17 protein-coding genes are annotated in these 23789 nt (G+C 47.0%); 9 read left to right on the top strand and 8 right to left on the bottom strand.

Annotated elements, in window-relative coordinates; genetic code table 11:
• Positions 1–51: 51 nt before the first annotated feature.
• The gene (locus J4N45_RS19130; RefSeq protein ID WP_252016078.1) at positions 52–912 is read right to left on the bottom strand and encodes an SDR family oxidoreductase; all 861 of its coding nucleotides are present in this window, start codon (positions 910–912) and stop codon (positions 52–54) included.
• A 150-nt stretch (positions 913–1062) separates the two neighbouring features.
• On the opposite strand from J4N45_RS19130, the gene J4N45_RS19125 reads away from it, so the two are divergent.
• Together J4N45_RS19125 and J4N45_RS19120 are read left to right on the top strand one after the other, a co-directional pair.
• Complete coding sequence (locus J4N45_RS19125) at positions 1063–1992, top strand: LysR family transcriptional regulator (RefSeq protein WP_252016076.1); 930 nt, start codon at positions 1063–1065, stop codon at positions 1990–1992.
• Between the two features lie 86 nt (positions 1993–2078).
• Positions 2079–2843 carry a hydratase gene (locus J4N45_RS19120; RefSeq protein WP_252016074.1) on the top strand — a complete coding sequence of 255 codons (765 nt, stop codon included), beginning with the start codon at positions 2079–2081 and terminating at the stop codon, positions 2841–2843.
• 69 nt (positions 2844–2912) lie between these two features.
• On the opposite strand, the gene J4N45_RS19115 is transcribed toward J4N45_RS19120, so the two are convergent.
• On the bottom strand, positions 2913–3761 hold the full coding sequence (locus tag J4N45_RS19115; protein WP_252016072.1) for a lipase secretion chaperone: 849 nt from the start codon (positions 3759–3761) through the stop codon (positions 2913–2915).
• Between the two features lie 2 nt (positions 3762–3763).
• Positions 3764–4696: a lipase family alpha/beta hydrolase gene (locus J4N45_RS19110; protein ID WP_252016070.1), complete on the bottom strand. Its 933-nt coding sequence runs from the start codon at positions 4694–4696 to the stop codon at positions 3764–3766.
• A gap of 227 nt (positions 4697–4923) precedes the next feature.
• On the opposite strand from J4N45_RS19110, the gene J4N45_RS19105 reads away from it, so the two are divergent.
• The 3 genes from J4N45_RS19105 to J4N45_RS19095 all read left to right on the top strand — a co-directional run bounded on the left by J4N45_RS19105 (position 4924) and on the right by J4N45_RS19095 (position 8279).
• Complete coding sequence (locus J4N45_RS19105) at positions 4924–6249, top strand: sphingomyelin phosphodiesterase (protein ID WP_252016068.1); 1326 nt, start codon at positions 4924–4926, stop codon at positions 6247–6249.
• Positions 6246–7217 carry a hypothetical protein gene (locus J4N45_RS19100; protein WP_252016066.1) on the top strand — a complete coding sequence of 324 codons (972 nt, stop codon included), beginning with the start codon at positions 6246–6248 and terminating at the stop codon, positions 7215–7217. Before J4N45_RS19105 ends, J4N45_RS19100 begins: the two co-directional genes overlap by 4 nt.
• A gap of 213 nt (positions 7218–7430) precedes the next feature.
• A complete protein-coding gene (locus tag J4N45_RS19095) occupies positions 7431–8279 on the top strand; it encodes a class I SAM-dependent methyltransferase (protein WP_252016065.1) in 849 nt (282 codons plus the stop codon).
• 38 nt (positions 8280–8317) lie between these two features.
• On the opposite strand, the gene J4N45_RS19090 is transcribed toward J4N45_RS19095, so the two are convergent.
• Positions 8318–9334, bottom strand: coding sequence for a LacI family DNA-binding transcriptional regulator (locus tag J4N45_RS19090; RefSeq protein ID WP_252016063.1), 1017 nt, complete (start codon positions 9332–9334; stop codon positions 8318–8320).
• Positions 9335–9474: 140 nt separating this feature from the next.
• Here J4N45_RS19090 and manD point away from each other — a divergent pair, with 140 nt between their 5' ends.
• From manD to J4N45_RS19070, 3 genes are all read left to right on the top strand, one after another.
• Positions 9475–10692: a D-mannonate dehydratase ManD gene (manD, locus tag J4N45_RS19085; protein WP_252016061.1), complete on the top strand. Its 1218-nt coding sequence runs from the start codon at positions 9475–9477 to the stop codon at positions 10690–10692.
• A 71-nt stretch (positions 10693–10763) separates the two neighbouring features.
• A complete protein-coding gene (locus J4N45_RS19080; protein WP_252016059.1) occupies positions 10764–11894 on the top strand; it encodes a Gfo/Idh/MocA family protein in 1131 nt (376 codons plus the stop codon).
• 106 nt (positions 11895–12000) lie between these two features.
• Positions 12001–13890 carry a polysaccharide lyase family 7 protein gene (locus J4N45_RS19070; RefSeq protein ID WP_286036914.1) on the top strand — a complete coding sequence of 630 codons (1890 nt, stop codon included), beginning with the start codon at positions 12001–12003 and terminating at the stop codon, positions 13888–13890.
• Between the two features lie 77 nt (positions 13891–13967).
• Here the strand turns inward: J4N45_RS19070 and J4N45_RS19065 are convergent, their stop codons facing one another.
• The 4 genes from J4N45_RS19065 to J4N45_RS19050 form a co-directional block, all read right to left on the bottom strand.
• Positions 13968–14645 (bottom strand): SDR family oxidoreductase, encoded by a 678-nt coding sequence (locus J4N45_RS19065; RefSeq protein ID WP_252016058.1) that lies wholly within the window; start codon positions 14643–14645, stop codon positions 13968–13970.
• 151 nt (positions 14646–14796) lie between these two features.
• Positions 14797–16389 carry an alkyl hydroperoxide reductase subunit F gene (ahpF, locus tag J4N45_RS19060; RefSeq protein WP_252016057.1) on the bottom strand — a complete coding sequence of 531 codons (1593 nt, stop codon included), beginning with the start codon at positions 16387–16389 and terminating at the stop codon, positions 14797–14799.
• A 216-nt stretch (positions 16390–16605) separates the two neighbouring features.
• Complete coding sequence (gene ahpC, locus J4N45_RS19055) at positions 16606–17163, bottom strand: alkyl hydroperoxide reductase subunit C (protein ID WP_042500071.1); 558 nt, start codon at positions 17161–17163, stop codon at positions 16606–16608.
• 194 nt (positions 17164–17357) lie between these two features.
• Positions 17358–20402 (bottom strand): polysaccharide lyase family 8 super-sandwich domain-containing protein, encoded by a 3045-nt coding sequence (locus tag J4N45_RS19050; protein WP_252016056.1) that lies wholly within the window; start codon positions 20400–20402, stop codon positions 17358–17360.
• Between the two features lie 403 nt (positions 20403–20805).
• Between J4N45_RS19050 and J4N45_RS19045 the strand changes: the two genes are divergently transcribed.
• Positions 20806–23736 (top strand): polysaccharide lyase family 8 super-sandwich domain-containing protein, encoded by a 2931-nt coding sequence (locus J4N45_RS19045; RefSeq protein WP_252016055.1) that lies wholly within the window; start codon positions 20806–20808, stop codon positions 23734–23736.
• The last annotated feature ends 53 nt before the right edge of the window (positions 23737–23789 follow it).

The following is a 23789-nucleotide window of genomic DNA, read 5'->3' as shown; positions in this document are numbered from 1 at the left end:
ACAAGGTATCACTGTTAAACGAGGAAGGAGAGCCGAGGCTCTCCTTCTTACTTATTTTTCGATCACCGCAGAAAACTCTTCTGCAAACGCTCTAAACGTTCTCGGCTTGTTGCCAGTCACTCGCTCCACCGTATCGGTAACCGATGCGTAGTGCCCCTCTCCAAACCAAGCCATAATTTCTGCGAGTTTCTCAGCTGTCCAGTTATCCATACCCGCCCCTTTCATTGCTGACTCAGCAGCCTCTTGAGGCACTGCGATATAGTCAATCTGCTTGCCAGAAACTTCTGTCAGAATCGCCGCCTGCTCAGCAAATGTCAGCGCCTCTGGACCTGAAATAAGGTAGGTTTGGTTTTCATGTCCAGATTGAGTTAATGCGGTCACAATGACAGAGGCCACATCGCGAATATCAATGACGCTCTGCTTCGCTTGCGCCAGAGGTAAAAAGAACTGCCCCAACGCATTTATCGTTGGCAGGCTGCCAAACAGGTTTTGGAAAAAAGAGTTCGGCTGAACAATGGTATAAGCAATACCTGACGCCTTAACGATATTGTCAGTTAAAACGTGAGTTCGGATGATCTCAGAGCCAGCGTCCGCTCTCGCCCCCATACCAGAAAGCTTAACAATAAGCTCAACACCTGCTGCTTTTGCGGCAGCTACCGTGTTCTCAATCCACTGCTGATTACTAGGGTGAGCAGGCATCGCCACATAAATCTTCTTCACTCCCTCTAGAGCCTGAGTCATTGCCTCAACATCATCGTAGTTGCTGACGCGAACTTGGTTGGGGTTAAGGTCTAGCTTATTTGCGGCGTCAGCGCTGCGTGCCATGATACCGAAATCGGCGCCCGCCTCTTTTAGCTGTTTAACCACTTCTGAGCCCGTGTTACCTGTTGCGCCTAGTACTAAAATTTCCATCATCAACCCCTTGGTTCTTGTGTCAGTTTTACCCGATGAGCAGCACGCTGCCTTGATATGGATTTACTATAGCTAAGCCCATAAATATTGATTAGAGGGTTAAAATGAACTTTACTATCCCTTATTTGGGATAATAAGAGTCATATTGAAATGAAAGAGCTTTCTGCGCTGCCTTTGTTCGCTAAAGTTGTGGAACTGAAAAGCTTTGCCGAGGCAGCAAGACAATTAAGTGTCCCCACGACGACGGTCAGTCGAAAGATTCAGCAACTCGAACACGACCTTGGTGGGAAGTTACTGAACCGCTCAACCCGCTCACTGTCACTAACAGAGCTCGGTACACAGGTGCTGCCCAAGGCTCAGCTGATTGCTGATACCGTCACTGAGCTGTATAGCGATGCCGAAGAGATGGCAAATCAGCCCATTGGCACCTTAACGATTTCGGCACCAAAGGCGCTAAGCCAAGATATCCTCGCACCAATGCTGGCAGAGTTTCGAGCGCGTTATCCGACGATCCGCCTTAACCTTGCGTCTTCGAACCGCTTTCAGGATCTCACCAAGCAAAGTATCGATTTTGCCTTTCGACTTGGTCCGCTTCATGACTCAAACCTTGTGGCATTGACACTCTCTCCAGTGAAATATGTGCTCGCAGCGTCAAAGTCATTCTGCGCTAAATACGGAAAGCCCTCCCACCCCCTCGATCTTTATCAGCTGCCCTGTATTCGAAATCATGTAGACGGTTACTTCCTGCCATGGCGATTTTCTTATAAAGGGGAGGAAGTGGAGATCAACAATCAGTCCGATATCGTTTCAGATGATTTCAACGTAGCGAAAGCACTCATGCTCAACAATGCTGGCATCTGCTATCTACCGTACTCTCTGCTACGTGATGAGCTACTAAGCCAGGACGTAGAGATTCTGCTTGAACACTGGGTTCCGCAAGATAGAACCATGCTGCTAGTCTACCCGGACAAACGTCACCTGCCGCTTAAATCGCAGTTGTTTATTGAGTTTATAAGAACAAAGCGCGCGGACTTCAGAGAAAAGCTGTCAGGTGTTTCCCAAACTGCTACCAACGAGTGATGGGCGTCTCATTCAGCGTTCTCTCTAGCTATTTATTTGTGTGAAAATCAGCTATCATCATTTCAAACTTATATAGGTGATATAATATGACAAATACTTTTAAGCAAGCTGCCTCTGAGCTGCTAGGTCGCCGTGTGGCGGGTACTAAAGCGCCGCGTCTTGACGAGACACAACGCCCGAAAACTCTCGACGATGCACTGCAAATCCAATCTTCAATGATTGATATCCACAGTGACAAAGTGGGTGGTTGGAAGTGTCTGCTTCCTTTGGCAGATGATAAGTTTGTTGTTGCGCCGATCTTTGCTGGTAGTGTGCAGACTGGCGAAGTCTGTGAGCTTTTTGCAGACAACAACGTGGCGCGTGTTGAGCCAGAGATCGCATTCGTACTGAACAAAGCCCTACCGGCTAACCCTGAAGGCTACAGTGAAGAGCAGATCAACGACGCGATTGGCTCTTGCCACATGGCGCTAGAGTTGATGCAGTCGCGTTTTGCTGACGACAGTGGCGCTGAATTCTATGAAAAGCTGGCTGACTGTCTAGTCAACCAAGGTCTGTTCATTGGTCCTGAACTCCCTCGTGACAAAGCGTTCGATGCAGCAAATATCAACATTGCGGTTTCTCAAGGCGACGATGTACAAACCTTCGCAGGTGAGCATCCAAATAAACTCGCCCAAACGCCAATCTACTGGCTGATCAACACAATGACACGTCGTGGTGTTGACTTCCAAGCTGGCGAAGCGATCATCACGGGCTCTTACTGTGGCATTGTTGAGGTGGCATTCGATAAGCCAACAACGATTCAGTACGAAGGCTTTGGTGAATACCAAGTCACATTTAAGGCGAAAGGCTAAGCCTTAACTCGTTTAAAAGCGCGCTTACCCCTCGGTATTGCGCGCTTTATACCGCACTAGCTCTCCTCGTCAGGGTGTCAATGCACGGTTTTGATCGTAAATTCGCTCCAGCGCTTCGATTCGACGGATCTGGCGGCTATCAAACAAAGGCTCTCTAAGTTCTGCAATGGCTTGCTCTCGGTCATACTCCGACAATGACTCATTCTCAATGATCTCAGCTCGCGCCAGCATATAGCTTTGAACGCTTCGCTCAAACTGTGCCCGTTTCTCATCCAATGCCGCCAACCTTTGGCTCGCTTCAGTACCAACTAATGACTCGCGAACTAAGAACTGACTTTGCTCATCCATAGAGTTTATCTCATTCAGCGCGGTCAGTAAGTTTGCGTTGTGATAGCTTTTCTGTAGCTCTGGGGAGAGTTGCGCTAATTCTTGTTGCCACATCTGCTGGTACTCCTCTGGGCTCTGCGCTATCTGTTTTAGCTCTTTTTGCCTAAGTGCAAGCTCTCGCATTTGGTTTTCTTCTGCAAATAAGCGTTGTTGCTCCTCAACGGTAAAAAAGCGCGCTTGAAGTGCCAAGATTTGCTGATGAAGAGCATTGAAGTCTTCCGTTGCCCCCAGATCTGCCAATTCGGCTTTGTATCGGATGAATTTCTTAAACAGTACAGAGTCCATTCCAGTAGAGTTGTCGCTGTAATGTTCAAACCTTTGCTTGATTGTCTTAACGTCAGTTTGACTAGCATCAGACAAAAAGTAATCGAAGGTGTCACGAAGTGACCCCTGATCGACTTGAGTATCCTGTTGCGAGGAGGCCTGTACTGGCAGCTCCGAGCTATCGTGGGTTTCAGTCCAAATCCAAGCGCCCGCAACAGCAAGGCTAACAACGGACAATAACATCAGCACTTTGGTTGTCATTCGCATGGCTAGAGCCCCTGAAGCTGAAGTCGATTCGCATGCTGTCGGTATAAGGTTTTCGGGTCGGTTTCAAATAAGTGGTGAATCCCGAGCAGACCATTAATTTCATCAAGGTGATTCATCTTATAATCATCGCCAATCACCTTGCCCAAATGAGTGCTGCATTGACCCACAAGACCATCATTAGGTTCATCAAAGGCTAACCCTAAGATGAGCATTGCCGGGTCGGCGGGGTCGAGTACATTGGTGTAGGTTGAGGTGCCTGTCCAAGAGTAATAATAAACACCATTATCAGCTTGCCAGTCACCATCGCCGCAGGTTGAAGTCGGTACACCTTCTGGATAATGGGCATTAAAAACCAGTGACCCCTCTGTTGTGAGCGCTTCAAGTGAGCTCAGTCCGTCTTGAGGTAAATCGGAGCCACCAGAGAGCAAACCAATCAGTGTGGTCAACCCACCCGCTAGTTTTACCGCAACTGCTTCCGCAGCAGAGCCTTCAGGGACGGTACTGCGCACCAGATCTGCCACTTTAGAGCCCTTGTTAACACCACCGACACTGGTCACGGAGGCCACCATTTCCGGTGCTACCGAAGCAACATATCTAGCAGTAGGCGCACCATGACTATGTCCAATAAGATTGACCTTTTCCGCGCCAGTGACTGCCAGTACATTCTCTACCTGAGTAAGTAACTGCTCACCTCGAACTTCCGAGCTGTTGGTCGCTGAAATCTGCGCGACGAACACTGTGGCTCCATCTTTACTTAGCGTTTGCGGGATGCCATAGAAGTAGTCAAAACCTGCTAAGGAATCAAAACCAAATAGCCCATGAACCAAGACTATGGGGTATTTGGTTTGTGTATACCCGGACTGATGACCAAACAGTTTTGCTTGGCCGTTGAGGGCTATTGCCGCACACAAAATAAGCAGTGATATGTGTTTCATTATTGCCTTCCTTGTCAGACCTCCGATGAGTCGATCAGCGTAGTAGAGCAAATTTTAGGTCGCCAAAGTGGATTTTAAAAAATGTGAATTTGTGCCCACATTTGCATATCAACGTCATTTGAAATGATCACATTCAACCAATAAGCAACTATTGTCATACGGATTTAACGTGCAAGTCATACAGATAAATAAGAATAATTACTCCACCCTAAACCACGGATATCAAAATGAATTACAACAAGTTAATCTTCTTATTTGGTAGCTTACTCGCGCTACCAAGCGTTGCAGATACCGATGTCTACCTTACGAATAACTCCGCTCAGCCACTGACCATTCAAGTACAACACCAGGGAACCTCCGAGCTTAATTACGGTGAAGAATGGCAACAACATGTGCAAACACTGGGTCCTTGGGAGACCAAGGCAGTGCTTAGTTTCAATCGCTGGGAAGGAGTAAAATCCAATCACACCTATCAGTTTGAGACTGTGGTTTCTAATCCAACGGGTGAGAGCGTCACTCTCAGCCAAGTGATGAAGGGACATTGGTACAATTCCACCATTGAATATGGTGTCTCTTCAGCGGATGTCGATCTAGAACTAAAAGATGATCGCGATATACACAGAAAAGCTACCGACGCCTTTGATAGAGGTACAGAACTCGCGTTTAAGTCAGTCAAGACGGCCCGTTACGACGATTTGTACTACACCATCACCCCAAAAAAAGTTGATGAAACCATCGACAGCAACGACAAAAACCTAAAGCTGATGACGTACAACATTTGGGCGCTTCCAGCTATCGCTTCACACATAGGCGATCGCTACGAACTGCTACCCAACTACGTCAAGGGCTATGATGTGCTTGCACTCCAAGAAGTATTTGCTAGTGGCCGAGATGCCTTTCTGCGAGAGTTGGCAAAAGAGTACCCCTACCAAACTAAGATGCTAGATAAGGAAGGCATCAACATCTACGACGGTGGCGTCATCATTGTCAGCCGCTACCCTATCGTTAACGAGGCACAATATGTGTTTCCTGACTGCTCTGGCACTGACTGCTTCGCCGACAAAGGAGTCAATTATGCCGAGATCATTAAAGGTGGTGAGGCATACCATGTCTTTGCTACGCACACCGCTTCGTTTGACACGGACACAGCGCGTGCATTTAGGCAAAAGCAGTTTCAACAAATGAAGGCACTCGCGCATTCATTAAATATTCCCGCTCACGAGACCGTGGTCTACAGCGGAGACTTCAATGTTAACAAGCGCAAATTCCCAGATGATTACCAACAGATGATTGCTAATTTAAGTGCCATCGAGCCAATGTATTCTGGCTACACTGAATCGACATTTGATCCTCGTATTAATGACTTTGCGGGCGAGGCGTTATCTGGTGGGGAAAACATCGAATACCTCGATTACGTCATGGTGAGTAACGAATTTGGTCAGCGAACCTCTAATGACAATCGAGTCGATATACCCCGCTCAACCGACGATAGCTTGTGGAAGCACTACAACCTGTCGGATCATTTCCCAGTTGCGGCGGCGATTAAGCCATGAAGCGCCTGGTCTTATTAACTGTGTCCGTCATTTTGGCGGGCACAGTGATGCTGTGTATTAGCAGTATTAACCCACCCCAAGTGCAAGACGCGACCCCAGAAAGGGCAGAAAAAGACACAGACAATGCCGTTCTGATTACTGATTCAACGAGTAAAGTCACTACGGGCGGATCTGCAATACCAAAGACGAAAAAACAAGATAGGCTAACTACCAGCCTTGAACATTATGCTCATCAGCTTCCATCTTATAAAGGTAAAAAGCTAGTTGAGACACTCGAGTCCTTCTGGCGCAGCTGCTTGTCTCTGAGTAACTGCGAAGACAACCTTAACGCCTTAAAGCAAATCATGGCCCCAGATTACTTTGAGCTTACAAAAAACTACCCTGAGCTCAGTCGTCTTTGGCAGCAAAGGCTTGGCATTTTGGTCTTTGAGAGCAATCAGTCACTAACATCACGTATCGCTCATTTTAAACACCAAGCTAAACTTGTTTGGGGCGAGTGGGCAGAGGTTTTGTTGAGCGATGAATTTGCGGCTTATGATTTCCAACTAAAGCAGCAAGACCTGTCACAAGAAAGTCCAGCGCAATATCGTGAGGCGTTTGAGGCACTTTTGGAAGCATCCCAAGAACATGATTTAGGCTTATACACCGATGTAGCGAAGTTCGAAAAAGCGTTGAGTTCATTACCAGACAGTATGAGTAAAGATAAAAAAAGCACCTTTATTGCTGAGCTTGAACGTACCTATTTGTCGCCACATCAGAGAGAGGATATTCGAAACAGGGAGCGTCAAGTGACGACACAGCAAAATAGAGTGCGAGACTACCACATCGAACTCAATCAGCTAGAAAGTCGGCTCTCACAACAAAGAAGATCTGATTATTCCGGGCTAACCGACGCTGAATGGCAGACTCTCTATCAAGCGAAAATCAGCGAGTTTCGACAAAGGTTCTTTGCCAACCATGGGAGTTGAATCATTTTGCTCAACCGTTATCAATCATTTGCTGTCCGCCAAATTTACTGATAAATTCCCGCTGAAATTTCATCAAATAGCAAGGAGGACCTTCCAATGATTCGTTTTCTATCTACTACTTTATTTATGCGTCCTTGCGCATTGTTAGGTTAATCAACTCACCTAACAATCCTGTAAGGACGACACATTAACTTATTGTCGGAATTACAAAACATGTTCAATAAACTGAACGACGCTACTGAAAAACCACAGGTTTGGTCAGCCTACACTGCCGATCTACTGTGGACAGATACACACATTGCCAAACAGATGCTCGCGTTTCATCTAAACCCTGACATCGAAGCGGCATCGCGTTCATTCTCATTCATCGATGAGTCTGTTGACTGGTTAGTTAACGAGTTTGATCTAAACGCATCTTCTAAAACCATCGACTTTGGTTGCGGCCCAGGGCTTTATACACATCGGCTAAAGTCACGTGGTATTGGCACAGTCGTCGGATTAGATTTCTCAGAAAACTCTCTACGTTACGCCAAGCAACAGGCAGAACAAGCAGGGCTGGAGATTGAGTATCGTCTTGGCAACTACCTTGACCATCAAGAGACGAGAACGTTTGATTTGATCACTATGGTGATGTGCGACTTCTGCGCTCTAAACCCAACACAGCGCTCGTCATTACTGGCTAAGTTCAAGTCGATGCTTGCACCAACTGGATCTATTGCCCTCGATGTTTACACGACAACAAGGTTTGCTAAGCAATCCGAGTCACTAACACTCGACAAGAACGCAATGAATGGTTTTTGGAGTGCTCAAGACTATTGGTGTATCCAATCCAATTTCACCTATCAAGATGAAAAAGTGACGCTAGACAAATACGTGATCTATGAAGAAGAAAGTGAAAAAACCGTATATAACTGGCTGCAGCACTTCTCACTCGAGCAGATCAAAGCGGAGCTTGAGGTTCACGGGTTAACAATCAAGGCGAGCTATCGCGACCTGCGTGGTAAGCCGCTTGTAGAGGCGGACGAGATGGCGCTGGTGATTGGGCATACGCCTAACAAATAATTCAACGCAAGGGCACTAAGGTGCCCTTTGCCATTTCCTTATTCAACCATCGGAGCAGAACAGGAACTACGTCTCACCAATTTGCAGGGTATAACCACTTTATTAGGCTTATCATGACGCTCTGAAACCGCCTCTATCGCTAGTTTCGCCGTCTCCCACCCAATCTGATAGGCATCTTGCTTAACAACGGAAACTGGTACTTTAAACAGATCCACCATAGGGATTTCATCAAAGCCTATTACTGATAGCTGACCAGGAATGTCGATATTTGCCCTGTTCAGTGCGTGAAGTAGGTCCGTTGTAATAGCTAAATGCTGAGTAAAGACCGCAGTTGGAGCTTTATCAGTGTTTAGTGTGAGTGTGGGATCTTGCTGGAAGCCGGTTTCCCGATCCCAATATTGAATCCAGCTTTGTTCAGGGGTGATGTTGTGTTTACGAAGTGCATCCACATACCCTTGATATCTCGCTTGTCTCGATAAGCTACTAGAAAAATCCTGAGTTAAAAAACCAATACATCGGTGACCAAGTTGAATCAAATACTCCGTCGCCTGAAAGGCCGCTTCTTGATAATCAGAGAGTACAATATGCCCCGGGCTGTCCTTGTATTCCAACTGGAACTGGACGATAGGCATACCCGAAGACGAGTACTGATTGATAAGCTCTGAGTTTTGCCCCGATGAGGTAATGATGATGCCGTCGACGCACATCTGCTTTAGAGATTGTAGTGCCCGTTTCTCGGCTTCAGCATCAAAATCACTATTGTAAATCAGAACGTTATATCCTTGTTCTTTACAGTAATCATCGATACCGCGCATAACACGACTGGTGTTGTAGCCCGTGATATCTCGAACCACGACACCTATTGTTTTGGTCTTCTCTACTTTTAAGCTTCTCGCAATTGGGTTTGGTACATAGTTCAAGTCTTTGATCGCCTGCTCGATCCTCAGTTTTGTATCGGCGGACATATGACCAAATCGTCCATTGAGGTACTGGGATACGGTGCTCTTCGACACCCCAGCATGGGTGGCTACATCGACAATTCGAACTTTCTTCATACAGGCTTCTTATAAAAACGTTAACTACATCAAAATCAGATCGTTGACATTCTATTCGTGGATCCTGATGATATCAAGTAAACCGATTTACCAAATCGATTTACTAGACCGGTTTGGAGAAATGACTAAGAGAGAATGAGATGAAAATTGAAGACATCAAAGTATTTGTAACCAATCCGGGTAGAAACTTTGTCACAGTCAAGGTTGTGACGGATGAAGGTGTATATGGTTTAGGTGATGCAACAGTCAACGGCCGTGAGATGGCTGTAGCAACTTACCTCGAAGAACACGTGAAACCTTGTTTGATCGGTCGCGATGCTCATTGCATTGAAGATATCTGGCAATACCTTTACATGGGAGTGTACTGGCGCAGAGGCCCTATCACTATGGCTGCTATTGCGGCGATAGATATGGCTCTTTGGGACATCAAAGGTAAGGTCGCGGGTCTACCCGTTTACCAACTTCTTGGTGGTAAGTGCCGCACTGGCGTTAAACTCTACGCTCATGCCAATGGTGAAACCATCGAAGATACACTGGACAAAGCTGAGCAATGTATTGAGCAAGGCTTTAAAGCCGTGCGTCTGCAATGTGCCATACCAGGTCTTAAAGAGACCTATGGTGTATTGGGTGACAAAAAGGACTATTTTGAGCTTCAAGGTAATCGCCCTCTGCCGCCAGAGCAAGAGTGGTCAACCAGTAAGTACTTCAAGCTGGTCCCTGAATTATTTGAACAAGCAAAAGCGCGTTTTGGTGACCAAGCTGAGTTCTTGCATGATACGCACAGCCGGCTTACCCCTATAGAATCCGCAAAGCTCGGGCAGATGCTAGAACCCTATAACCTGCTGTTCTTGGAAGACGCTTCAATCGCTGAGAACCAAGAAAACTACAAACTTATCCGTCATCATACCACCACGCCTCTCGCACTCGGAGAGACCTACAACACCGTATGGGATTGCAAAGATCTTATCCAAAATCAATGGATTGACTATATCCGCACTGCAGCTACTCACGCGGGTGGAATCACGGGCATGAAGAAAATCGCTGACTTTGCTGCAGTGTACAACGTGAGAACTGCCCCTCACGGTGCCCCAGATCTTTCTCCTATCTGTTTTGCTGCTCATATGCATCTCAATATCTCGACACACAACTTTGGTATTCAAGAGTTTGTAGGGTTTGGCAATGAAACGTGTCAATTCATCTTCAAGCATGACATGAAGCTGGAAAACGGCATGATTCTGGTTAGTGACGCACCTGGACTCGGGGTGGAGTTTGATGAGCAAGAAGCCGAGAAGTATGAGTACAAGCGCTCATATCTTCCTGTTAGTCGCTTGGAAGATGGCACACTTTGGCACTGGTAAGGGAATTGCACAAGCTGGGGATCACACCGTGGTCTCCTGATACTGACTTAATAAAGTTTTGGGAGTAATACATGAAAAAGGTACTGGTATTTGGAACTGGATTTGCGGGACAAGGCCATGCTAAGGCGTTTCGTGATGCAGGAGCAGAGGTCGTCGGCATTGTAGGGCGCACAGAGAGCGTAGTGGATGACGTTGCTCAAAAGCTATCGATCCCCTACTCGGGTACAAACTGGTCTCTTGCGTTAGAGCTTTGCAAGCCTGACATTGTCTCTATTGCTACGCCGGGTGGCGCTCATGTTTTTGCAATAAAAGAAGCAATTGCGTTTGGCTGCCATGTTTTTTGCGATAAGCCTTTAACCGAGAGCGGCGAAACAGCGATCGAAGTTTATGAGCTAGCAAAACAAAAAGGTGTAAAAACCGCCTTTGCATCTAGCTTTCGCTATATGCCTGAAATCCTTCATGTGAAAAGACTGATCGCGGACGGTGCTATCGGTAAGCCAACGGAGGTCGAGTGTATTTCGCACTTTAACCTCGACCGTCACATTCCATTCGGGTGGTCTCATCGCAGTGAAGCCGGAGGTGGCCGCTTGAATAACAACTTCACTCACCTCTTATCTATTGTCAAATCGGTTCTCGGAGAGGAAATCTTATCCATTTGCGGTGAAGTACGTAACGATATGCCATCAGCACCTGTGGTTGAGGGAGTCCATAACTTCACAGAACGTCGAAACTTTATCCCTAAAGACATCAACGACCCTGAGTTAGAATGGAAAGCATGTGATGTAGAATGGTCATATACAGTCATGGCTCAGATAGGCAGCCCTTTAACATCCCAACCCGTCTCAGTATTGTTTAAACATGGTGGATTAACACCGAGGTTTCACGATGACCATATCGTATTCCATGGCAGCGCAGGCTCCATCTATATCAAAGGGCACTATGGGGATGGTCCGCTGTATCTATTCAAAAATGGCGAGTGGCAAGAGACACCGCTACCAAACGATATTTCACAATCACTACCAGATATCGAGTGTGATACCCAAAGAAGCTGGACACATCTCGCCAAACTGTTTGTGAGTGATATTTCCGGACTAGAAGTTGAGTCCTATCAGTCCTTTGAAGATGGATGTCGATATCAGTTGATCATTGATTTAATTAGAAAAAACGATCGTTGGGTCGACGTAAGCAACCTGTTGCTATGAAGATTAAGCAAAACGTAGATTAAGTCACAGTTTTATCTACAGATCGTTTCAAATATTTGTATTACAAATAATATAATCAGTAAATGATAATAAGTATGATTATATTATGAAAAAGACTGCACTCATTAGTTGTTTACTTCTAACGCCAGCGTTTCTCGCTGGCTGTGGCGGAGATTCTGATACCTCTGCCACGCCTTCAAACCCAGGAATCACCGACCCAACGGAGCCTGAAGAACCAACCGACCCAAGTGAACCTGTCGATCCTACTGACCCAGTAGATCCTGTTGACCCGGTAGTAAAACCGGTTGCGCCATCTTTGTATTCCAAGTACGACGCTGTACTAACCGCATCAAAGCTTCAGCGCTCAGATCCATCAGAAGGCGACGGGAACAAGTCTGATGTAGCCGATAGCGATGACCTAATGGTCGGTTACTATGATGAGTATTTCTATGCTGATGAAAATACTAAAGACCTGATTTTTAAAATGAGCGGTGATAGCAATCGCTCAGAGCTTCGAGTTAATGAAAACTTTGATACTAGCAAAATTGGCGTATCACGAACGTTGAGCACCAGTTTCCAACCTATTGATATCAAAAATGTTCTCCAGCAGAGTGTTGATGGTGATGAAGTGACCTTTCTGCAAGTTCATAACAAAGGAACAAGCTCAGATGGCACTGGCTACATTCCACACCCATTATTGCGCGTTACCTACGAATTAGAGCGAAACGGCGAGATGGGGCACTATTGGGCAGTGCTAAAGGTTAATGCTCTCGATTGCAGTAGCGGTAGTGAGCATGCTGGTTCAAGTGATTGCAACAACGCTTATCAGCGTATCGACCTTGGTGAAGCAAATCTTGATGCGATGACCGATATGGATATCACCATCCAAGAAGAGCGCCTGGTTATCGAAGTAGACGGCGTACAGAAGCTAGATCACGATATTAGCTATTGGGCAGATCTACTCAGCTACTTTAAAGCGGGCGTCTACAACCAATACGATGATGGCGATGGCATCAATACTTGGTCTGAGGTGAGATTTTCTAAACTCGAGGTTCAACAAGAGAGCTTTGAACAAGGCATTAACTGGGATATCGACCAATGGAAAATCACCATTCCTGTCAGCAAATCTGAGTGGGACTCTAGTGAAAGTAGTAGCTCTGCCGCTGAGTTCAAGCCGTATCATTGCTATAGCTCTCCAGAGTCAGAAGAGTTTGTTTTCAACAATGACTCCGACATCCTTTATCACTATGACTCAGGCGACATTTCGTTTTTCAAAGTCGTTGATAACCGTGTTCACTTCGCCACAGACATGGGCTACGGCACATCGACGTCTAACAGCAGCTATATTCGCTCAGAGTTTAGAGAGCTCTTTAACGCGCAAGCGCTAGACACATGTAGCACGAGCTCTGATGCCACCAGCTGGAAAATCAATGACTCAGCGACGGGGACGGATGTCCACACGCTAACTTCGACTCTGAGAATCGATGACTACCCTCAGATCTCAGGACAAGATCCTAAAGTCGTCGTCGGTCAGGTGCACGGTTGGGAAATCAGCCAAGCTCTGGTTAAGCTACTGTGGGAAGGAGAATCAAAGCCAACGCGTGTGATACTTAACCAAGACTTCTTCACGGACAATAAAAAGTGCTCGGACAACGAAGATGGCTGTGACGATTGGCCTTTCAGTGTCGAAATGGGTACCTACGCTGCCAATGAAGAGTGGCAGTATCAGATTACCGTCGATGACAACGGCATTACTTTGATGACGCAAAAAGAAAACGGCGAAGGCAAAGTTGAACGTTTTCTTGGCTGGGGTGCTGCGTACTCCGATACCAAAGATGGTGACACGATTACCATGAGCACGGACTGGGCAGAGCCAGAGATCGCCTACTACTTCAAAGCGGGTCTCTACCCTCAGTTTAAGCCTGATAGTGACAATGCCGGACAACGATTTGAGGCGAGTTTCTCCCAAATAGAGATAGAACACACGGCGAACTAGCGATTAACGCTGTTCCCCACTCCAAAAGAAAAAGGCACTGCTCAAATTGCAGTGCCTTTGTCTATCTTCCGATGCCGTTACTCAATCTCAACCATAGGTCTGAACGTCATCTCATGCATCACCACATCCGCAGGTAACTCTAAGACCTGAATCACCGCTTTAGCAACACTGGCAGGGTGCATATATTCTGGTCGTTCTGCTTCACGAAAGTTGGTGTCCGTACCACCTGGGAATAGCGAGGTCACTTTGATGCCATGCGGCTGCGCTTCTTTCATCAAAATAGCACTAAATCCTGCCAAACCTTGTTTCATCGCCGAGTAGATACTCATGGTTTCATTGGCGCGCTTAGCCGCAGTGCTCACTACATTGATGATTTGACCGGACTTGTTCGGCTTCATCACTTTAAGCGCTTCACGGCTGAGCAGTGCCGGCGCACGAAGATTGATCGCATATTGCTCTTCGAACTCTTCTAGTGTGAACTCTTCAATAGGGCATTTGCGAGAAATCATACCTGCATTGTTGATCAGCACATCAATGGTGCCCACCAACTCAATGGCTTTGTTGAACAGGCTCACGGTTTGATCGGCATCGCTCAAGTCAGCTGTCACTACCTCGCAGCCTGTTTCTTGTTTTAGTTTCGAAAGCTTCTCTTCATTGCGGCCGCTGGCGACGACAGTGAAGCCTTTCTCGCATAGTTGTTTAGTAAGCTCATAGCCGATGCCACTCGTGGCACCTGTAAGAAGGATGTTTTTCATTGTCTGTCTCGTTATAAGTCTGCATTTTTCCTTACGGTAGCAGAGATAGCATCGGAAAAGCAGTGAGTTACTGTAAACAACGTTTAATCACAGTGCTTTCGAAACACAAAAAAGCGCCACCTAAAAGGTAGCGCTTTTTACTCAGTTCAGATTAAGCCTCTTCGGCGACTTTCACTGGCGCCGGATTACGAATCAAGAAATCAAAGGCACCCAAGCTCGCTTTTGCACCCTCACCCATCGCGATGATGATTTGCTTGTAAGGAACAGTCGTCACATCACCTGCGGAAAACACGCCTTTCATGCTGGTTGCGCCGTGGGCATCGACTTCAATTTCACCGCGTGGTGATAGCTCGACTTTTGTCCCTTTTAGCCATTCACTGTTTGGCACCAGACCGATTTGAACAAAGATACCTGCAAGCTCGATTTGCTTGATTTCATCTGTGTTGCGATCTTTGTACTCAAGACCTGTCACGCGAGTACCATCACCAAGAACTTCTGTGGTTTGAGCCATCGTGATGATATCGATGTTTGGCATGCTGTTCGCCTTGTCGATAAGTACTTGGTCTGCACGAAGTACATCCGCAAATTCAAGAACGGTAACGTGCTCAACAATTCCTGCTAGGTCAATCGCCGCTTCAATACCTGAGTTACCGCCACCGATAACCGCTGTGCGCTTGCCTTTGAATAGTGGGCCATCACAGTGTGGGCAGTAAGCCACGCCTTTATTGCGGTACTCTTGCTCACCTGGAACATTCATTTCACGCCAGCGTGCACCCGTACTTGTAATGACAGAGCGAGCTTTTAGCACAGCGCCACTTTCAAGAACTACGTGGGTGTAACCGTCATCGGTATCTTCCGCGTCAATGATATTCGCTGCGCGCTGCTCAGTGATGACTTCAACGCCGTACTCTTTAACGTGCTCTTCTAAACTTGCCACCAGCTTAGGACCTGTGGTCGCTTTCACTGAAATAAAGTTCTCGATTGCCATGGTATCCATCACCTGACCACCAAAGCGATCGGCAACCACACCAGTGCGGATACCTTTACGCGCTGCATAAATAGCCGCTGAAGAGCCAGCAGGACCACCACCTACAACCAGTACATCAAACGGCGCGGTTTCATTTAGCTGATTGGCTTTTTTCTCCGCAGCACCTGTGTCGACTTTATTTAGAATTTCATTCAGTGACATACGGCCTTGGCCAAATAGCTCACCGTTAATGAACACGCTTGGTACCGCCATGATATCGCGCTGTTTTACTTCATCTTGGAATGCAGCACCATCGATCATAGTAACGTTCACCAGCGGGTTAATGGCTGCCATCATGTTGAAGGCTTGAACCACTTCTGGACAGTTTTGGCATGATAGAGAGATAAAGATCTCGACATCCAATGGTGAGTTCAGCTCTGCGATTTGCTCGATAGCTTCAGCTTCTAGCTTAATTGGGTGACCACCTGTGTGCAATAGCGCTAGCACAAGTGACGTAAATTCGTGACCCATTGGCAGACCAGCAAAACCAATAGCGGTGCCCTTCTCCGGGTTTACAACGCGCATGACTGGTTTGCGCGGGCTTGCAGCGTCGTCGCGAACGACGTCAATTTTGCTACTAAGTGATGCGATGTCATTAGCAAGAGATTCGATCTTGCTTGCCGTATCACTGTCATCAAGGCTTAGAACCAATTGAACTTGGGTTTTAACGTTTTCTAGATACGCTTTTAATTGCTGCTTCATTGCTTGATCTAACATACTGATACCTATTCTATAAGACTGCTTAACATCAGAAGGAATTTGAAAAGGGATAATAAAAAGGGGACCCTTTTGATGTTGAATTAATAATGTATTTAAAGGGTGCACGCCCCCACTTTTACAAGCCAATGGTAGAAGCCATAAAAGTGACTGCGGGGCGTGCAACACGGACACGAATGCCGTTTATTGCTGCGTTTGGTTAAACTCTACGAGCGTTTAGATTTTGCCTACTAGGTCTAGAGATGGCGCCAGTGTTTCTTCACCTTCTTTCCATTTCGCTGGGCAAACTTCACCTGGGTTAGCCGCTACGTATTGGGCTGCTTTCACTTTACGCATTAGGTCTTCTGCGTCACGGCCGATGCCTTCTGCAGTGATTTCCATAGCTTGGATTACGCCTTCTGGGTCAACTAGGAACGTCGCGCGGTCTGCTAGACCTTGACCTTCACGCATCACACCGAAGTTGTTAGTGATAGTGCCTGTTTGGTCGCCAACCATGTAGTAGTTGATCTTACCGATAGTGTCTGAGCTATCGTGCCACGCTTTGTGCGTGAAGTGCGTGTCTGTTGATACTGAGTAAACCTCAACACCGCGCTCTTGAAGCTCTGCATAGTGGTCAGCAAGGTCACCAAGCTCAGTTGGACAAACGAATGTGAAATCGGCTGGGTAGAAGAAGAATACTGCCCATTTGCCTTTCACGTCTTGCTCTGTGATTTCTACAAAGTCGCCCTGTTTGAATGCTGTTGCTGAAAATGGCTTGATAGTGGTGTTAATCATAATTATTACTCTCTCAAAGTGTTTGTGTTGCGCTGTCCTGCGCCGATGTAGATAGTTTGCAACAGTCACTTATTTTTGAAAATTCGTCCTTTCCTATTCATTTGATAGGAGATTCCTATTAAGTTTGTGGGGCTATTCGAGAGCAAGAAAGAAGCCGCTTCCTAAAAAGAAGCGGCTTACTTAACACCTTGATATTAATGAGCAGGAATGGTCACTGAGGCAGGCATTCCGGTATAGAGGTCATGTCGACCTTGATACACCTTATCCTGTTTATCTGGCAGTTCGATAGTCAATTCCGATTGATTGCCGTAACTGTTCACACTCACGCTCTGTCCGGCTTTATCTTCAACCTTGCGACCGTGGGTTTGATAGCTATAACTGCCCGAACGAAGCGGACGGTTGATGGTCACGTTCAAGGTGTTGCGGTCGCCGCGAGTAAAGAAGCGCATGCGTCGGCTCTCATTCTCTTCCATCGCATTTCGATCAACATGATGAAGCGGATCTTGTGCTGACACTTTCCAGCTATCGCCATCACGTTCTAGCAGAATCAAAGCTGGCTTGCTAACAGACACTGTCAGAGGCTCGCCGTTTTGCGAAGCTAGGCTCTCCGTGCCCGCCTCGCGAAATGCCATCGCAACATACTCTTTGTTCGATGCACTTGAATAGTAAACCGCGTGCGTTGTTGCTGTTGTCTTTGTGACTAATTGACGCTTAAGTCTGTCTACCAACTCTGGCATCTGTTCAGCTGTCACGTTCGGAATCGCCACATATTGATACGTCGAGCCGTGACCTTCACCGCTTGGATGCTGGCCATGGTCAATCGCGATGTGGAACACAGACTCCGAGTCACCATGAGTGCTGTTGATTGCATCACCACCACGCAGCATTACCGACGTTTCGGCGTTCGCCAGTACCACATAACCCACCTTGTCTTGGTGGAACCACGCACCGTCTTGCACTGACAGGGTCTCGTCTAGATAACTGCCCTGCTCCACCGTCTCTTGTGATGCTCCATCAATTTGGTAGGTCAACGCTCCATCCCATGACGCTTGATCTAGGGTGGTGATAATAGAAGCCACCTCCCATCCGTCGCCATTTTTAGCGCGCATGACTTGGGAGCCAAGCGCCACGGCCATATCATCGATGAACGCTACGGATTTGTTCGCAGTTGCTGAGTTATAGGGCGCTTCACTGTCATATTTGAACGAAGCAAAACCATTGTGGTTATTCGACACAACACCTGCAAAATGTTTCGGGTTAAAGAGCTTAAAGTCGCTCTTCATTGGCAGTTCATCGACTCTGAGCTCTTCGGTGAGACCCGGCAGTGCGTGCCAATCCCAGCTATCCATAACTTTCGAATACTCATCACCATCCACTAGAACTTGAAGAACGCCACCGCCATTATGATAACCGACATCTGGCTCAAAGCTCTCTGCGCCCATAGAGCGAGAAGAGTTCATTTTAAACGACATATAGTACGCAGGAGTGCTTTGCCCTGACTGCCTATGAACCATGAAGTCACTGTTCCAATACGCGCGATTGACCGATGCCTCATGCGTATTGTTCTCTAGCTTGTCACGAAAACTGTTGAGCTCGTTCTCACGTTTAATTTCTGTATCTGAGCTTTTGGCTCGCAATACGGTATTAATGCCGTGTGTCAGTCTTGTTGAACCAAATACAGGGGTTGCCTCTGAAGCGTGCTTGCGCCCTGCCGTCTGAAAATCGAGGCCACCTCGATAGACAAAATTTGGGTAGCTATCGAGTAAGAAGTCTGCCGATTGATCATAAGATTTATTAGTCAGCTTCCAAGGCGTATCCGCGAGAACGCCTGCCACTTCAAACGGTGTATTTGCCATCCACTCGAAACCATAAGCGAAGAATGCCATGTCTTGACGAACTCCGACGTGATGGGAGATGGTGCCATCTGGCAGTATTCCTGATTGACCGTACTTAAACGCGTATCTGGCATTGGTCTCAAGCCAAGTTTTTAAATCCACCAGCGCGCCTTTTGGCGTCCACCCCGGAAGCAGTGAAGTGTTATGCGCAGCAAATGGCGCATAGTCGCCATGCCACCAAGGTTGATACGTCAACGGCTGGTTATAGTCGCTCCAAAGCACGCTCATCATTAGCCAACTTCTCATACGGTGATGACGGTTGGCGTCCGCCCAAGCACCTGGACTGCGCTTAAGATCTTCAGGCAAGTAGTAGCGATTGTATTCTGGCTGACGCTGACGGTACGGGATATCAAATGCGATTTGTAGCAGTTCTTGAAAGCTCGCTTTTGCTCGTTTCGCGAGTGATTCACCATTAGCAATATCGCGATTCATCGCAGGCGACATGACAAAGCCAGCCGCACTGATTGGGTCGGTGAAGCGCCACTGGTGGGTACTCATGTTGCGCATCAGCGTTGGGGTATTCGCAAAATCTTTAAGTGGGAAATGCGCCGTATAACGATTGATCGCCTTATACAGCGCCCTCATTAATCGCTTACGCTCAGGCGCATCGCCCTGATAACCAAACTGATCACTATAAGTTAGAGCGTAAGCGAGAGAGTTGATTTGATTCGCCGCCAACATCAGCTCTTTACCTAGCACTCTTGGACGGATATCAAGCAGTTCATCTTCGCTATGGGCATGGTAGAAGTCCATACCCTCAAACGCACCATCATTGTCGTTCAGCTCTTGGATATAGTCTTCAATTTCATCATCGGCATAAACGAATAGACCTTGCAGTCGCTTTTCACCTTCTAAGAAAGACATGGCACGCTGATGCAACTGGCTCCATTGAGTTTCGCTAACTACATGAACAGTTATCGTGCGCGACTCGACCGTGGTTTCACCATCTTTGAGTGCAATGGGTATAGAGTATTGACCCATTGACAGGTCGGCTCGTTCACTCAGCACTAACTCAGCAAATAGACGGCCTTTGTCATCGCGCTGATTTCTGATCTCGAAAGGAGAGTTCTCACCTCCCGAAATTTCATACTGAAGCGTGCTGCTGATATGGCTTGGTTTGTAATTGAGCGGGTGATTCAAGCGACCAAAAACCGCATCGCCAGCTTTTGCGTGGACATTAATATCGAAGTACTCGTGCGCATAGTCAGCAGAAGAAAGTGCATGTACTTGGTTTGATGTAGAAGTGCGCTCTTCCAGCATTGCCATAAATGGCAGTTCAGAGGCAAAAAGCGGTGGATTGAAGGCAAGCACCACCACGCATGCCAATTGCGTTTTGTTGAGCATTGAGATTCTCTATTTATGTTGGAACAGGAGCGGAGAATCTAATGGCTCGACGTTATAAATTTAAGTCAAGGTTTTGTTATTAAATCAGTCATTTACTTAGCCTATATATACTCAGATCAAGTTAAAGACAGGTTTGAAAATACAATGTTACGAACAAAGGCTTGGGGATTCATGCCCAGAATACGTCCTCTACCGAATCTGCTCTCGGACAACTAGCAACTCAACTCTTCTGAATGCACCTCTCAGTTTCACATTCCGAGACCAATGACCTAACCATAACCGCCGCCAATAGCTTATCCCTAACTCGCTAATAATAAATTCGCAAATTAGAGACAGCGCTTTTTTTAGAAGTACGTCACATTACTACTAGACTTAGTTCTGTGAAAGCAACGGAGTGCCACAAATGAAAACCACCATCTTATTGATTCTTAGTTTATTCTGCGCCGTCGTCATCGCGCAGGATAGTGACATTACTGTCACGGGGGAGACATTCGAAATCCAAGTAGGCAGTAAAAATGGAGATCGCGTGGTTGGTACCCTTGGTGCAAGCCGCAACGTTACAGGTTCTGGTTACAGTTTCTCATTGGTTGATAGTGAAGAGAGTTCGGCCTACCGAATCGAAACCGAGCTTGACTATGCAAACCGCCCACGAGGTGTGCTTTACGTCAAAGACAACAGCCAAGTAAGCGAAGTAGACAACGTTTCGTTGACGGTTTTTCTCAATGACAGCAACGGGCTTGTGGCGACAAAAAACATCACTGTTCGTCAGGTCAGCGAAACACAGTGGAGCAAGTATCTCTCCCATCTAAAAGAATTCGTTCTGACCAGCAAAAGAATGTGGGGTGAGCGTTATTACTCTTCAGATGAAGTCACGACCTTGGTCAAAAGCATTAACGATAGCGAAGGGAAGTTTAATGATTTAAAAGCGTATACAAGCAGCCTTAGTGACAACAAGGCGACTCAAAATGGCAAAGACTTTGAAGAGGCCGTAAACCGCATTGGTGGGCTTGGTTACGCCTACTACAGTGAGAAGAGTGAAGAGCAAAAAGAAGTCCTGCGCGCTGCTATTGTGAAAGCATTCAATGCTTTTGTAGATCGCTTTCCTAGCCAAGGTTTTGCCGACAATCGCAATATGACTCACGCAGATAGAACACACCAATGGCGATTCACTGACGCACTCTCTTTGCCGCTGGTATATATCCTAGAAGATACAATGAAGAAAGAGTTAGCTGGCGACGAGGACGCTAAAAAGTTCAGAAAAAACGTCAATGCTCTCTATCAAATTGCCTTTGACCTGCCAGAGACAGACCGAGACCCAGAGCGTTTGCGCTACTTCATTGAAGATGATTTTGCAGCGTCGATGGGAACATGGTCTGACGCTAACCGAGGACACAGGCTCCGCAGCTGGGCAGTCTACGTTGGCTTACTCGCAGACTACAACAAACCTATTACGAATGTGGCGTGGTGGTACGCCGATTATGCCCCGCTAAAAGAAAAGGGCAGTACCCTCCTTCCGGGTTGGGAACCAAGTGGCAGCTTTAGTGATCTTAAAACTTGGCTCGATACCAACAGCCGACGCCCTCATCGATACGGTCAATCGGGTTTACTACCTGATGGTACGCTATCTCATCACGTTGGACATCGACAAGACCTAGCAATGCTCGCGTACGGATTTGAATGGTACGCAGAGAGTGTCTTTGAAGTGGCAGAGCTTTTAAATGGGACGGATTGGGAAATGAGCACGCTTCCTCTGGAAGAGTCTACTGAAGTAATGCTCTATACCTATAGTGCACTGCTGTTTAAAGATGTACTGGATTTCCAATCATTAGGTCGAACCTTCCTATCTAGCAATGCCAACAAGTTCGGTACTAAAAACCTATCCCGTTCTATTGAGCACATGGAAAAAGCAAGCGACGACCGAGCCTTCAAAGGCGATAAGGAACTCGATGCGCTGCACTCTAGCCTCAATGATGAATCACACAAAGCGCCCGGCACGTACGCATTTTGGAATGCGGATATGTTGGTACACCGACGCGTTGATGGTAGTGACGAATGGTACTCTTCGTTCAAGATGCAATCTTCACGAACGCGAGGTGCAGAAAGCTTTAACAAAGACCCTGGAATGCACAACGGCTCCGGTATTCTACAAATTAAAGTGGATGGCAAAGAGTACGCTGATGCCCGCTACAACTGGGACTGGCATGTTCTACCCGGACTTACCGAAGAATGGAAAACCGACGCTATTCCGATGCAATCAGCAGAAAGCAAATTCAACCCTAGCGCATTTGCAGGCACCTTAAGTGATGGCAACTACGGTATTGCGAGTTTCCATTATGGCAGCGAAAACTCATACACCAGCGCCACAGCCAAGAAAAGCGCGTTTTTCTTGGATGACATGGTCATCGCGGTAGGTACGGACGTGGCACGTGTCGAGCGTGGCAATGATGAAAGCACCTACCTGCCCATTGTCACCACCATCGACCAGCCAAGATGGCACGATACACTCACCTACTACACCCAAGAAAAAGGCGAGAAAACCGTGGCCTGTTGTATCGTTAAAGACAGTAAGTTCAGCTCGGAGCATCCAACGTGGTTCCACCAAGGAAACATCGGCTATATTACGATCCCGAAAACGGGTGAGAAACAGCGACATACCTTGGTCACGGGGACTTCCGTTGTCGATACTATCGATAGCATAGGTACTGACAGTGTGTTTGTTATCGCCCTCAACCACACGCCGAACCCAACAAGCAAAGAAGACAGCTACCACTATGTTCTTGTGCCGAATGTCGAGGCAGACGACATGCCCGGCAAAGTCAAAAGCTACGGAGAAAACGTAACCGTCGTAAACACCAGCGCAGTCCAAGGCGTGCACTATAAAGACAGCGCTAAGGAAGTGTATCAGTTGGTTTTCCACAAGGCAGGAAGTGTGACGCTGAGCGGTGCTACGTTTACCGCATCACAGCCTCTGCTATTACAACTTGCTAACAATGGCGGCTGGGTCGTCACTGCGCAAAACCCAGAGGCATTCAACAAGCACATTGATCACGAAGATGACAAGAACCATAAGTTTGAAGTCGTGCTTAAAGAGGGTGCACATGCGCTTGATTTTACGACATCGCTTAGCCTTCCTACCGGTTCTTATCAGTACAAAACACAAGGGCTGACTAACGAATTTGTAGACGGCCAAACGGCAACAGTCACTGCTGTTGAAAGTGGCGGCAGCCAAGTAAGCTTTAACATGCCAGATAATGTCGACAAGAAGGCTTATGAGTACCGCCAAGAGCTCTACTCTGGAATGCCCGCCAGTATTAATCTAGGTGCTTCTAATTGACTCTCAGAATCGAATAGAAAAAAGAAGGGAGAGCACTTTTGCTCTCCCTTCTC

The organism is Vibrio sp. SCSIO 43140 (assembly GCF_023716585.1).
Taxonomy (GTDB): domain Bacteria; phylum Pseudomonadota; class Gammaproteobacteria; order Enterobacterales; family Vibrionaceae; genus Vibrio; species Vibrio maritimus_B.
This window is presented reverse-complemented; position numbering and strand designations above follow the sequence as displayed.